General features: G+C 68.4%; 9 protein-coding genes. 3 read left to right on the top strand and 6 right to left on the bottom strand.

Annotation, left to right across the window (positions count from 1 at the left end; translation table 11 throughout):
* The first annotated feature begins 26 nt into the window (after window positions 1-26).
* Both GGR46_RS10905 and GGR46_RS10900 read left to right on the top strand, forming a co-directional pair.
* Entirely contained in the window at window positions 27-1,532 is a 1,506-nt protein-coding gene (locus tag GGR46_RS10905) for a DUF4139 domain-containing protein (protein WP_246426032.1), read from the top strand.
* Window positions 1,529-3,097 (top strand): DUF4139 domain-containing protein, encoded by a 1,569-nt coding sequence (locus GGR46_RS10900; protein ID WP_183997588.1) that lies wholly within the window; start codon window positions 1,529-1,531, stop codon window positions 3,095-3,097. Before GGR46_RS10905 ends, GGR46_RS10900 begins: the two co-directional genes overlap by 4 nt.
* Before the next feature lie 34 nt (window positions 3,098-3,131).
* Here the strand turns inward: GGR46_RS10900 and GGR46_RS10895 are convergent, their stop codons facing one another.
* Window positions 3,132-3,989, bottom strand: a complete 858-nt coding sequence (locus GGR46_RS10895) for a LysR family transcriptional regulator (RefSeq protein WP_183997586.1) — start codon at window positions 3,987-3,989, stop codon at window positions 3,132-3,134.
* Window positions 3,990-4,118: 129 nt separating this feature from the next.
* Here GGR46_RS10895 and GGR46_RS10890 point away from each other — a divergent pair, with 129 nt between their 5' ends.
* The gene (locus GGR46_RS10890) at window positions 4,119-5,636 is read left to right on the top strand and encodes an MFS transporter (protein WP_183997584.1); all 1,518 of its coding nucleotides are present in this window, start codon (window positions 4,119-4,121) and stop codon (window positions 5,634-5,636) included.
* On the opposite strand, the gene GGR46_RS10885 is transcribed toward GGR46_RS10890, so the two are convergent.
* Genes GGR46_RS10885 through GGR46_RS10865 form a run of 5 tightly spaced genes read right to left on the bottom strand, consistent with a single transcriptional unit; the run spans window position 5,633 to window position 12,753 of the window.
* On the bottom strand, window positions 5,633-6,820 hold the full coding sequence (locus GGR46_RS10885) for a dipeptidase (protein ID WP_183997582.1): 1,188 nt from the start codon (window positions 6,818-6,820) through the stop codon (window positions 5,633-5,635). The genes GGR46_RS10890 and GGR46_RS10885 overlap by 4 nt on opposite strands.
* Window positions 6,817-8,391: a serine hydrolase gene (locus GGR46_RS10880; RefSeq protein ID WP_183997580.1), complete on the bottom strand. Its 1,575-nt coding sequence runs from the start codon at window positions 8,389-8,391 to the stop codon at window positions 6,817-6,819. Before GGR46_RS10880 ends, GGR46_RS10885 begins: the two co-directional genes overlap by 4 nt.
* Window positions 8,388-9,515 (bottom strand): YkvI family membrane protein, encoded by a 1,128-nt coding sequence (locus GGR46_RS10875; protein ID WP_183997578.1) that lies wholly within the window; start codon window positions 9,513-9,515, stop codon window positions 8,388-8,390. Before GGR46_RS10875 ends, GGR46_RS10880 begins: the two co-directional genes overlap by 4 nt.
* Window positions 9,512-10,549 (bottom strand): N-acetyltransferase DgcN family protein, encoded by a 1,038-nt coding sequence (locus GGR46_RS10870; protein ID WP_183997575.1) that lies wholly within the window; start codon window positions 10,547-10,549, stop codon window positions 9,512-9,514. The genes GGR46_RS10875 and GGR46_RS10870 overlap by 4 nt, the downstream gene beginning before the upstream one ends.
* A gap of 11 nt (window positions 10,550-10,560) precedes the next feature.
* Window positions 10,561-12,753 (bottom strand): TonB-dependent receptor, encoded by a 2,193-nt coding sequence (locus GGR46_RS10865; RefSeq protein ID WP_183997573.1) that lies wholly within the window; start codon window positions 12,751-12,753, stop codon window positions 10,561-10,563.
* Window positions 12,754-12,773 lie beyond the last annotated feature (20 nt).

Below are 12,773 nucleotides of genomic sequence, written 5' to 3'. Positions count from 1 at the left end.
CCCATAGATCTGCAAGGGGGAGAGGGATGCGACAACTCCAGCGACTGGTGATCCTCGCGGGCCTGCTGGCGCAGCCCGGCATCGCGGCCGCCCAGGAGGCACCCGCCACGCCGCCGGCGAAGAACGAGCAGGGCGAGCTGTCGGTCACGATCTACGGCAATCTCGCGCTGGTGCAGGACGTGCGTCAGATTGCCCTTCCCCGCGGCAAGTCGCGGCAGGAATTCCCCGACGTCTCCGCGCAGATCCGGCCCGAGACGGTCACGCTTTCCGGCGAAGGCTTCGGCATCGTCGAGCAGAATTTCGATTACGACCTGCTCTCCCCCGCCGCGCTCATGAACAAGGCGGTCGGCCAGCAGGTGACGCTGGTCCGCACCAACCCGGCGACCGGTGTCGAGAGCCGCGAGCGCGCGACCGTGCTGGCGACCAATGGCGGCGTGGTGCTCCGGATCGGCGACCGCATCGAGGTTCTGCGCGACGACGGGCTGCCCGTCCGCGTCGTGTTCGACTCCATCCCGCCGAACCTGCGGGCGCGCCCCACCCTCAGCGTGACGCTCGATGCAGCGCAGGCCGGCCGGCGCCCGGTCACGCTCAGCTACCTCACGCCCGGGATCGGCTGGACCTCCGATTACGTGGCGCTGTTCGACGAGACTGCGGGCAAGATCGACGTGCAGGGCTGGATCACCCTGAGCAACCAGACCGGCACCAGCTTCGCCAATGCACGCACCTTGCTCGTCGCGGGCAATGTCGGGCAGGTGCAATCGGGCTGGAACGGCTCGCGCCCCGACCAAGAGCGGCCGCGCGGCAACACGCCGGGCACCGAAAGCGGCGGCGAGCAGCTCGGCGATCTCCACGTCTATCCGATCGAGGGGCGCACGACGATCGCGAACGCCCAGACCAAGCAGGTCAGCTTCCTCGACGTCTCCGGCGTGCCGGCACGCAAGGGGTACGAGTATCGGAGCGACTGGCTTTCCAACCAGACCGAGGCACGCAGCGCCGCCTCGATCCTCAAATTCTCGAACGCGCGCGCCAGCGGCATCGGGTCGGCGCTGCCGGCCGGGACCGTGCGCATCTACATGCGCGACAGCAAGGGCCAGGCCCAGTTCGTCGGCGAGAGCGCGATCCCGCACACGCCCGGCGGCTCGTCGTTGGCGCTGCGCACCGGCGACGCGTTCGACGTGAAGGTCCAGCCGGTGGTCGAGAAGCGCGACCAGATCACCAGCGACGAATGGGAGCGCTATGACCGTTTCCGGGTCACCTATCCCGACGGCACGGTCAAGGAAGTCACCCGGGAGCGTCCCAAGACCTATTACCGCACCCGGATGCGCTACATCGTCACCAATGCCCGCCCGGTGCCGGTGACCGTCGACGTCGTGCAGGGCGGGCTTGGCCGCTGGTGGTGGTGGCGCGACCTGCGCGTGCCCGAAGAGAGCATCCCGGGCGCCCAGGACAATGCCGATGAGCGCCATTGGGAAGTCCCCGTCCCCGCCAATGGCAAGACCGAGCTGACCGTCACCTTCCTCACGCCCTGGTGATCGCCATGCGGCGGCTGCTCGCCTCCCTTCTGTTCCTGTTCGCGCCGCTGGCCGCGCACGGCCAGGTGCCGGTGGTGACGTCGGCCGCGCCGGACAAGGTCGCGGTGACGCTGTATCGCGATCCAAATCGCGGCGATCGCGAGATCGACCGCGACCGGCCGGAATCCTTTGCGCTGATCAGCGAGACGCGCACCATCACCCTGCCGCCGGGCGTCGCGACGGTGCGCTTCGAAGGGGTGGCGGGCGGCATCGTGCCGCAATCGGCCATCCTGTTCGGCGCCGAGCAGCGCGAGCGGAACCGCGATGCCGGCCTGTTGTCGCAGTCCGGGCTGGTCGATGCCTATACCGGCCAGCAGGTGATCCTGCGCCGCACCAATCCGGCGACCGGCAAGCGCGTCGAGGAGCGCGCAACGATCCGCTCCGCCGCCAACCGGATGGTGATCCAGACCGCCCAGGGGGCGGAGGCGGTCTATTGCACCGGGCTGGCGCAGACCCTGCTCTACCCCGGCGCGCCGGCCTCGCTCTCGGCCAAGCCGGTGCTGACCATGACCACGCGCGACCAGCCCGGCGGCCAGGTCACCGTGACACTGGCCTATATCGCCACCGGCTTCGACTGGGACGCCACCTATGTGGGCACGCTGGCGCCGGACGGCAGCGGGCTCGACCTGTTCGCCTGGCTGACCATGGCCAGCAGCGACGAGACCAGCTTCGTCGATGCGACCACCGCCGCGGTCGCCGGCCGGGTCAACCGTTCCGACGAGACCCAGGACGATCTCGGCCTGGAAGCGATCGAGAGCGCCCGCTGGCTGAACCGCGAAACCTATTGCTGGCCGCAGGGCACCACCAGCGACCGGCTGACGACGCTCGCCGAACCGCTGCCGGCGCCCGCACCGATGGCGATGGACATGGCCGCGGGCGAGATCGTCGTCACCGGGACCCGCCTGGACTTCCGCGCCGCATCCGCGGCGATTCCAGTCTCCGTGGTGGCCAAGGCGGAGAATCTCGGCGACCTCAAGCTCTACCGCATTCCGGTGCCGGTCACCGTCGCGGCCCAGTCGCAGAAGCAGGTCGCCTTCCTCGCCAATCGCCGGATCAAGGGTGCGCTGGTCTATCGGTCGAAGGCATCCTGGGGCGATCCCGAGGAGCCCGAGCTGCTCTTCCGCTTCCGCAACACCAAGGCCAATGGGCTCGGCACCCCGGTGCCCGCGGGCAAGGCGGTGCTCTACCAGGACAGCGCCTGGGGCCGGCAGCTGGTCGGCGAAAGCAATGTGCAGGACAAGACGATCGACGAGGAGATCGAACTGGTCTTCGGCGAAGCGCAGAACGTCACGATCGAGGACGACAGCGACAGCATCAAGGACGGCGATCGCTTCACCGTCACGGTCCGCAACGCGAATCCCTTCCCCGTCCGGTTCGAGCTCGAATTCACCAACCGGGCCGATCGGGTTTTGCGCCGCACCTCGGTCAAGGTGACGAAGAAGCCGGGCAAGAGCGTGCTGGCGGCGACGCTGCCCGCCAATGGCACGGCGCGGTTCCGCTACGACGTGATGGACGTGGACGACTGACCGCATTGGGCGGCCGGCGGACAGGGACGCCGCCTCAGCTGCCGGGTCCCTCCATCTCCACCAGCATCCGGCCAAAGGCATGGGCCGCCGGCGCTGCGGCGCCTCGGCTTTCGATCAGCACGAAGTCCGCGCTCGGCAGGGGCGGCAATCCGAACTCGCGGTCCAGCACGCGCATGCCCGGCTCTACGTCGCTGCGCATCAGCACCGCCACCGCCAGGCCCGATCGCACCGCCGCGCGCAGACCCTGCTCGCTCGGCGAGGTGAAGGCGATGTGCCATTCGATGTCGGTCCGCTCCAGCGCCTCCACGCCGACCAGCCGATTGATGCAATTGGGCGGGTGAAAGGCGAGCGGCAGCGATCCGCAGGACGGCGGCACAAAGCCTTCGGCGGCCACCCAGGCAAACTCGGCCTGACGCAGCGCGGTCCCGCCATTCTCGCCGCCGGCGGTGGAGAGCACCACGGCGAGATCGAGATCCTCGGCCGCAATCATCGCGCTGAGATCGAGATAGGTGCTTACATGCACGTCCAGTCGTACGGACGGGAACGCGCGCGAGAACTGGCTGAGCAGCATCGGCAGCCGCTCGCCCATAAAGGCCTCGGGCGTGCCGAAACGCACCACGCCGGTCACCGGCGAAGGACGGAAGCGCTGGGCGAGCGCGTCCAGGCCGGCCAGGATCTGGCGGGCGTGGATCAGGAAATCCTCGCCGTCCTCGGTCAGGGTCAGGCTGCGCGTGGTGCGGCGGATCAGCGGCCGCCCGATCTGCTCCTCCAGCCGCCGGATCTGGTGGCTCACCGCCGGCTGCGTCAGGTTCAACCGCCGTGCGGCGCGGGTGAAGCCGCCGAACTCGCTGACCGCGACAAAGGCACGCAGAAGCGCGGGGTCGATGTCCATGGACGCTGATTAATTACAGTTGATAATGGATGCCAGAAAATAAAATCATTTCCGTCATCGATCGCCCTTCCCCAGATAGCGCGCCAGCCGCGGACGGTTCCGGCCGCGGAGTTTGGAAGGGTGCCGTCGATGATCCAAGATTCTGCCGGGAAGAACCGGCTGGCGTTGCTCGCCATGTGCCTGGGCGCGCTGATGTTCGGGCTGGAGATCACCAGCGTGCCGGTGATCCTGCCCACATTGGAACGCGATCTTCACGGCGGCTTCCAGGACATGCAGTGGGTGATGAACGCCTATACGCTGGCCTGCACGACGGTGCTGATGGCGACGGGAACGCTGGCCGATCGCTTCGGGCGCAAACTTCTGTTTCTGATCAGCGTGGTCGCGTTCGGTGCCACGTCCGCCTTGTGCGGCATCGCCCAGGACATGGCGGTGCTGATCGCCGGCCGCTTCCTCCAGGGGCTGGCCGGCGGGGCGATGCTGATCTGCTCGATCGCGCTACTTTCGCACCAGTTCCGGGATGCACGGGAACGGAGCCGCGCCTTCGCGACCTGGGGCATCGTGTCGGGCATCGGCCTCGGCTTCGGCCCGCTCATCGGCAGCGCGATCATCGCCCTGGCGGGCTGGAAGTGGATCTTCCTCGTGCATCTGCCCCTCGCCGCGCTCACCCTGGCGCTCGCCGCCGGCACGGTGGAGGAGTCCCGCGATCCCGAGGCAAAGCATCTGGACGCGGCCGGCATCGCCACCCTTTCGCTGAGCGTGTTCGGGCTGGTCTATTTCATCACCCAGGGTCCGGCACTCGGCCTGTCCGGCGCGATGCTGGTGGTCGGCGCCACCGCAGCCTGCTTCGCCGCCTTCCTGTTTGTGGAACACAGGCAGGCGCATCCGATGTTCGACTTCTCCGTCTTCCGGAACCGCGACTTCTCCGGCGCCATCCTCGGCGGGGCGGCGATGAACGTCAGCTACTGGCCGTTCATGATCTACCTCCCGATCTATCTGCAGATCGGCCTCGGCTATGATCCGCTGGCCACCGGTCTCTGCGTGCTCGCCTATACGCTGCCCGCGCTCGTCTTCCCGCCGCTGGGCGAGCGGCTGGCGCTGCGATACGGGCCGGCCACCGTGATCCCGCTCGGCCTGTTCGCCATCGGCCTGGGCTTCCTGGCGATGAAGCTGGGGAGCGCGGCGCCGCAGCCGGGCTGGTCGACGCTGCTTCCCGGCCTGCTGCTCGCCGGCATAGGGCTCGGCATCACGAACACGCCGGTGACCAACACCACCACCGCTTCCGTCCCGCCGAGCCGGGCCGGCATGGCCTCGGGCATGGACATGAGCGCGCGGCTGATCACGCTCGCGGTGAACATTGCCTTCATGGGCTTCCTGCTGGTCGAAGGGATCGCCTGGGCGCTGCAGCGGGCGAGCGCGGCCGACACCGCGAGGCTGCGCGACGTGGCCCAGGCCATCGCCGCCGGCGACGACCGCGCGCTCGCGGCCGGACTGTCGCCCGCACTGGTGCGCCAGGGCCTCGCCGAGGGGTTCGGCATCGTCATGCTCTATGGCGGCGTGGCGGTATGGGTCCTGGCGGGGTTGAGCTTCATCACCTTCCGCGCCGGTGCAGCCTCCCGCCGCCGCAACGCGGCGGAGTGTACCGGCTAGCGCCCCGCCGCCTTCTGCGCTTCGCCGACGACGCGCAGGATGTTGCCGCTCCACATCTTGTCGAGATCCGCATCCGAATAGCCGGCCTTGCGCAACCGCTCGGTGACCTTGGGCAGCGCGGAGATGTCCGCGATCCCCGGCAACCCGCCGCCACCGTCCCAGTCGGCACCGAAACAGACATGGTCGACCCCGGCGACTTTGATCACATGGAGGACCATTTCCATGTAGCGCTCGAAATCGGCCTTCCCCCAGATCGGCTGGGTCTTGTCGAGTTCATGCCATTTGGCGGCAAGGTCGGCCTGCTCGGCCGGCGAGAGGTCGGAGATGTGCTCGTACCTGGCGAACAGCGCCGCGCGCTCGGGCGTCATGTTCATGTTCGCCAGGAAGATCGTGCTGACGCAGATCGCCCCGCCCTTGGCGGCGAGCTTGCGGATGCGCTCGTCATCCAGGTTGCGCGGATGATCGAACGCCCAGCGCCCGCTGCTGTGCGACAGCAGCAGCGGCGTCTTCGACAGCGCGAGCATCTGGTCGAACGTGTCGTCCGACGCATGGCTCGCATCGATCGCGATGCCCAGCCGGTTCGCTTCCTCCACCCATTTGCGCCCGAGGGGAGAGAGTCCATGCCATTTCGGCTTGTCGCCCGAGCTGTCGGCGAACTGGTTGTTGGCGGCGTGGACGGGCCCGGCCAGTCGCACGCCGCGGTCGTAGAATTCCTCGAGCAGCGAGACGTCCTCGCCCAACTCGTAGCTGTTCTCCATGCTCTTGAACGCGACGAGCTTGCCCTCGCGGTTGAGCCGCAGCGCATCGTCCGGGGTCAGCGCCCGCCCGATCCTGTCCGGAAACTTGGCCAGCGTAGAGTCGATCAGGTCCGATCGCCCGCGCGCATAGGCCAGCGCATCGGCATAGCCCTTGGCCGTCAGCGGCCCCTGCTCGGTATAGATCGCGAAGAAGCCGCCATCGAGCGCGCCCGCCCGCATCCGCTCCATGTCGACCTGGACGAGGTCGGTCGCCGGATCGTGATGCCCGTCGAAGCTCCACCCCGCCCGGGCGAAGTGCAGCGGGGTGTCGAGATGGGTGTCGAGGACGAGGAAGTCCTTGTGCGCCTTCTGCGCGGGCGCCTGAACCACAGGCGCCGCCGCGCAGCCGGAAAGGAGCAGGGCGAGGAGCGCGAGACGCTTGGTCATTTCTTGTCTTCCACAGGCCGCAGATCGAGATCGCGATAGTCATAGCTGAAGTCGGCGATCGTGCTTTCCGGCTTCATCGTCACCCGCGACACCTTGCCGTCGGCATCGAGCGCGAAGGTCACATAGGCCGGCTCGATCGCCTTGTCGTCGAAGCGGGTGACGAAGGTGTCATACTGCCAATGGACCAGCCTGCCGGCCATGCGCGGTGTCGTCTTGAAGTCGATCCGCAGCCCGTCCGTGCCCTGGGTCACCGCCACATCGCCGTACCAGGGATCGCGATAGGTCCCCGCATAGCGTTCCAGCGACAGCGAAGGCCCGACCTTGGCCGGCGCTGCCTTCACCGCCGAGAGCGCCGCCTTGCCGCCCTCGATCCGCGCGGTCATGAACTCGCCGAACCGCTTCGGCCAGTCCTGGTCGGGGATGCCGAGATAATGGTCGACCAGCAGGTGCGCGACGCCGCGCAGCAGGGCGACGTCCTCGGAATTCACCACCACCGCGATGCCGACATCCTGGTCGGGCAGCAGGATCACATGGGTGATCGATCCGAACACCCCGCCGCCATGCGAGATGATCCGCGCGCCCTTGTAGTCCTCGACTTCCCAGCCGAGCGCATAGGTGCTGAACTTCGGCGTCAGCGGCGCAAGGCTGCCCGGATACGGTGTGAGCGGCTGGACGGTGACGCCCTTCCACATCTCCGCCGCCTGGGTCTCGCTGAACAGCTGCCCGCCGCCCGGCAGCTTGCCATGGCCGAGCTGGATCTTGAGCCATTGGGCGAGGTCGTTGGCGCTGAGCGCCAGCCCGCCCGCGGGCGCTGCCGCACGGCCGAGCTCCTCGCGCTCGTCGAGTACCGAGTTCGGCCCGTCGCCGCGCACCGCGCCGCCGATCCGGGCATGCGGGAAGGCACGATCAGCGGTCGCCCAGCGCGCTTCATAGGTCGCGGTCGCCGTGCCCATGCCGCCGCGCCTGAGCACCTCGCTGGTCATGAAGTCTTCCCAGCTCTTGCCGCTGACTTCCTCGATCAGCTGGCCGGCGACCATGTAGAGGATGTTGTCGTACGCATAGTTCGAGCGGAAGCTCGTCGCCGGCTTGATATAGGCGAGCCGCTTGACCGTTTCCTTGCGCGACAGGCTGCCGCGGGGCACGAAGAGCAGGTCCCCCGCGCCGAGACCAAGCCCGGAATGATGGACGAGCAGGTCGCGCACGGTGATCTCGCGCGTCACCCAGGGATCGTACATGCGGAACCACGGCATGTGGTCGATCACCTTGTCGTCCCAGCCGATCTTCCCCTGATCGACCAGGATGGCGAGCGCGGCGGCGGTGAAGGCCTTGCCGGTCGATCCGGTCTGGAAGATCGTGTCGGCGTCCACCTTCGCCGGGTCGCCGAGCTTGCGATAGCCCCAGCCCCTGGCGAGCGTCGTCTTGCCATGCTCGACGATCGCCACCGCAATGCCCGGCGCCCCGCTCGCCTTGCGCAGCGCCTCGACCTTGGCGTCGAGTCCGCCGGGCGGATCGGCCAGCGCGGGCGTGGCGAGCGCGAGCAACGGCAGAGCAAGCAGATGGCGCAGCTTCATGCGGCAATCTCCTGGGGAATGGCGGAGCGACGGAGCAGCCGTGCCAGCCCGAGGGTCAGCAACGGCAGCACGAACACGGCGAGGAACAGCCAGGCGAGGAGCCGGTAGCCGCTGGCGATCAGCGCGATCAGCCCGACCCGGTCGGCGACGAACATGCAGACGAGCAGCAGTACGCCGGCGATCGCGGCGCGGGCCCCTGCCCCCAACTCGACGCCACGCCGCCGGCGCACCACGCCCGCCACCCGCTCGTTGATCGCATGCACCGCGCCGGCCCCGCTCTCGAGCAGCGCGGCGAAGATCATCATCTGGAACGCCCAGTGGAAGACGGGCACGTCCAGCTGGCGCAGCAGGAAATCCGAAGGCAGCGTCTCGGCGCCGATGCCCGGATAGAAGGCGATCATGCAGGTGAAGAACAGGATCGCCGGCGCCATCGCCAGCGGCCCGGCGATCAGGCCGGCGACCACCGCGTCGCGAGTGCTGGTCAGATGCCGCAGTACCGGCAGGATCACCACCGCGCCGATGATGTTGTAGCTCGCATAGGTAAGCCCGCCGCTCGCCCATCCACTCCACGGCGCGGGGGTGGCGAAGCCCTCGGCGATGCGGTCGCCGAAACGCCACAGGCTCAGCGCGAGGAAGATCGCATAGACGGCGTAGAGCAGGAAGGAGACGTATTTGAACACGCCCTCCACCGCCGCATTGCCGAGCGTCACGGTGGCAAGGATCGCCAGCGCCAGCGCCAAGGTGCCGGCGAACACCGGCCAGCCGAACATCGCCGCGCCGATCGCTCCCGCGCTCGCCCCGAACACCGCGAGGATCAGCACGACGAACAGGATGTACGCCCCCTCGAACGCGATCCAGGCCGGGCCGAGCAGCTCGGCGAAGAAGGCGCGATAATCGAGCGCCCCCACCAGCCGCGCATAGGCGAAGGTGGCCGCCGCGATCACGCTCCACAGCAGCATCGCCAGGATCATGCCGGCAAGCCCGCCCCAGGGGCCGGCGGGCAGGAAATACTCCGCCAGCTCGCGCCCCGTCGCATAGCCGCCGCCGATGATGACGGCCTTCATCGCGAAGCCCGGCAGCAGGAAGCGCTGGAACCAGCTCGACCCTGCCGCCGGCGCGCTCATGCCAGGCAGCTTTCGACCAGCGCGTCGAAGGCGGGCCCTCCGCGCACCGGATCGGCGACGGGAAGGCCTAACCGATTGCTCTCGGCTTCCATCAGCGCCGCCGCCTCGGCTTCGTCCAGTGCCGAGCTGTTGAAGCTCACCCCGCCGCAGCGGATGTTCGGGTTGGTCCGCCTGCCGAGCGCAGTGGTCAGGTCGATGATCTCCTCGATCGTCGCGACCGTGTAGCCGGCGGTGCCTAGCATCGCCGTTCGGCCCGGCTCGTGGCAGACCACGAACACGTCCGGTTGGCTACCATGGAGCAGGCCCAGCGACACTGCGGCATAGGCGGGGTGCGCGAGCGAACCCTGCCCTTCGATCACGTCCCAATGCTCGGGCGCCCCATCGGGTGACAGCACTTCCGCCGCGCCCGCTTCGAAATCGGAGATCACCGCATCCATCGGCATGCCGCCGCCGGCGATCATGATCCCGGTCTGGCCGGTCGCGCGGAAGTCGGCATCGATCCCGCGCGCCTCGAACGCTCGGGCAATGGCGAGCGCAGTGTATTTCTTGCCGAGCGCGCAATCGGTACCGACCGTGAGCAGCCTTTTGCCGCTGCGCTTGCGCCCGGTGGCGACGGGGATGTCGGCCGGGGGCACGCGGATGTCGATCAGCTGCCGCCCGAGCAGCGCCGCCGCCTCGGCCACTTCGGGGATGTCGGCCAGCCGCACGTGCATGCCCGATACGATGTCGAGCCCCGCCTCCAGTGCCTCGACCAACGAGGTGCGCCAGCTGGGCGGGATCACCCCGCCCGGATTGGCGACGCCGATCACCAGTCCGCGCGCACCCTTCGCCACCGCCTCGGCGGGGGTGAGGCGCGGCAGGCCGGTGGAGACGGTGGCCCCGCACGCATATTCGCCCACGCATTTCTCGCCCGCCCAGTCGCGCAGGCCGAACGCGGTCTTGGCGAAGCCGGGCTCGGTCGTGTCGCCGAGGAAGAGGAGATAGGGCTGCGGCAGCACCGTGGCGGTGCCGCGCGCGGCGAAGGGCGCGTTCATGGGCGTTCCGATCAGAATGCCAGCTCGAGCGCGAGGCCAAGTGTGCGCGGCTGGACGGGGACGGTGGAAAGATAGCCGGGGTTCACGGTGGCCACGCTGGTGGTGATCCGCCCTTCGCTGTCGGTCAGGTTGCGGGCATAGGCGCGCAACGTCCATTTGCTGTCGAAGGTCAGCGAGGCGTTGAGGTCGAAGGTCGCATAGCCATCGACCGGCACCGAGAGCGGATCGCTCGCCACTGCCGAGATCCGGTCGCCGACGATGCGTACCGCGCCACCGACATGCGCCCGGGTCGATCCGCCGAGCGCCCAGTCATAGTCCGCGGTCATCGCCGCGGCGAGCTTGGGCACGTTGGGCAGCTGGTCGCCATCGGTGCAGTTCGGCGTGGTCTGGGTGCACTTGGCGTCGGTGTACGCAAAATTGCCGCCGACGCTGAACCCGGGCACCGGCTGGATCAGCAGCTGCGCCTCGACACCCTTGCTGCGCGCGGTGCCGGCATTGACCAGCCCGTTGATGCCGTTCGCGAATGCCTGCGCCACCTGCAGGTCGTTCCAGTCGAGCAGGAAGGCGGCAGCGTTGAACGTCACCTTGCGATCGAGGAAGCGCGCCTTGATGCCGGCCTCGTAGCTGGTCACCTTCTCCGAAGTCACCGTGGCCGGGAAGCCGGGCAGCGCGATGTTCGGGCCGCCCGGGCGATAGCCGCTGGCGGCGCGGACATAGAGCATCGTGTCGCGATTGATGTTCACCTGCGGGCTGACACTCCAGGTGACGATCTCCTCGCTCGACTTGCCGTCGCCGCCACTGTTCAGGCCGAGCAGCGGGATCTGCGTGGTCTGGGTGAACGTCTGGTCGTTGCGTGCCCAGCGCAGCCCGCCGGTGACGTGGAAGACCTCGCCGAACTTGACCGTCGCGTTCCCGAAGACCGCATATTCCTTGTAGGTGTTGGGCAGGCCGACGATCGCGAAGGGATCGAACGGCGCGAGCGGCTGGCCGCTGGCGTCGAGCGCGCGGACAACCTGGCTGTGGTTGTTGTCCTCGTCGGTGTAGAAGAAGCCGAGCTGCCACTCGAAGCGGTTGCTCGATGCCGAGGTGAGGCGGACCTCCTCGGTCCATTTCTTCTGGCGCAAATTGGCCGGATAATTGGCGAGGCCGCCCCAGATCACGCCATAGACGCGCGAGGCGTCGCTGGTCTCGAGGATCTTCAGCTCGCTGTACGAGGTGGTCGAGGCCAGCTCGGCAAAGCCCAGGTCATAGCTCGCCGTGCCCGAGACGAACTTGAAGTCGCTGTGGAAGGGCTCGGGCAGCTGCGAGTTGGTGCTGAGCCACGAGGCGCCGGGCGCCAGCGGCACCGGGCTGCCCTGGGTCTCGTAGAGGATGCCGAAATTGTCCGATTCGGTGCGCTGCCACAGCCCGCTGAGCTTGAGCGTGAACTTGCTGTCCGGCTTCCACAGCAGCGCGACGCGGGCGCCCTGCTGGACGGCGGAGTTCACGTCCTTCTCGCCGGTCAGCACATTGTCGATGAAGCCCGGCGTCTTGCGCCGCGCATAGCTGCCGCTGATCGCCAGCTTGTCGGCGACGATCGGCAGGTTGACCAGCCCGCTCGCCGCCCAGCCGGCATCGCTGCCATGGGCGATGGTGAACAGCTCGCCGCCGGCGCGGACCGAGAATCTGTTCAGGTCCGGCTGCACCGTGACGTATTTCAGCAGGCCGCCGATCGAGCTGGCGCCGTAGAGCGTGCCCTGGGGCCCGCGCAGCACTTCGATCTGCTCCACGTCATAGGGCAGCAGGTCGAGCGAGAAGGTCTGGGCGCGGTTGTAGATGCCGCTGGAGCCGATCGGCGCGTCGTCGAGATAGATGCCAACCGTGGCGCTCGGCCCGATCGGGGCGACGCCGCGCAGCGACAGGGTCGAACGGCCCGGCGAGCCGGCATTGTCGACCTGGAAGCCGGGGACATACGCGGCATAGTCGGCGAGCTGCGAGGCGCCGCTCTGCTGCATCTGCTCGCCACCGACGACGCTGATCGAGATCGGCACGTCCTGCAGCCGCTCTTCGCGCTTCTGCGCGGTGACGACGATCTCGTCGTCCCCGGCGACGGGCGCCTGGGCGGTTGCCGGCTGCGCATCCTGCGCGAAGGCGGCGAGGGGCAGCAGCAGCGCCCCCGCCGCGACGGTAATCAACAGACTGGCCCGGTTGGTCATGCGCGTCATCGTCGGTCTCCCCCTCGGAG

The organism is Sphingomonas kyeonggiensis (genome assembly GCF_014196745.1).
GTDB classification, from domain to species: domain Bacteria; phylum Pseudomonadota; class Alphaproteobacteria; order Sphingomonadales; family Sphingomonadaceae; genus Sphingomonas; species Sphingomonas kyeonggiensis.
This window is presented reverse-complemented; position numbering and strand designations above follow the sequence as displayed.

Coding starts and splice junctions, on each gene's coding strand:
- GGR46_RS10865 (WP_183997573.1), bottom strand. CDS start 12,753: ATGACGCGCATGACCAACCGGGCCAGTCTGTTGATTACCGTCGCGGCG.
- GGR46_RS10880 (WP_183997580.1), bottom strand. CDS start 8,391: ATGAAGCTGCGCCATCTGCTTGCTCTGCCGTTGCTCGCGCTCGCCACG.
- GGR46_RS10905 (WP_246426032.1), top strand. CDS start 27: ATGCGACAACTCCAGCGACTGGTGATCCTCGCGGGCCTGCTGGCGCAG.
- GGR46_RS10890 (WP_183997584.1), top strand. CDS start 4,119: ATGATCCAAGATTCTGCCGGGAAGAACCGGCTGGCGTTGCTCGCCATG.
- GGR46_RS10895 (WP_183997586.1), bottom strand. CDS start 3,989: ATGGACATCGACCCCGCGCTTCTGCGTGCCTTTGTCGCGGTCAGCGAG.
- GGR46_RS10875 (WP_183997578.1), bottom strand. CDS start 9,515: ATGAGCGCGCCGGCGGCAGGGTCGAGCTGGTTCCAGCGCTTCCTGCTG.
- GGR46_RS10885 (WP_183997582.1), bottom strand. CDS start 6,820: ATGACCAAGCGTCTCGCGCTCCTCGCCCTGCTCCTTTCCGGCTGCGCG.
- GGR46_RS10870 (WP_183997575.1), bottom strand. CDS start 10,549: ATGAACGCGCCCTTCGCCGCGCGCGGCACCGCCACGGTGCTGCCGCAG.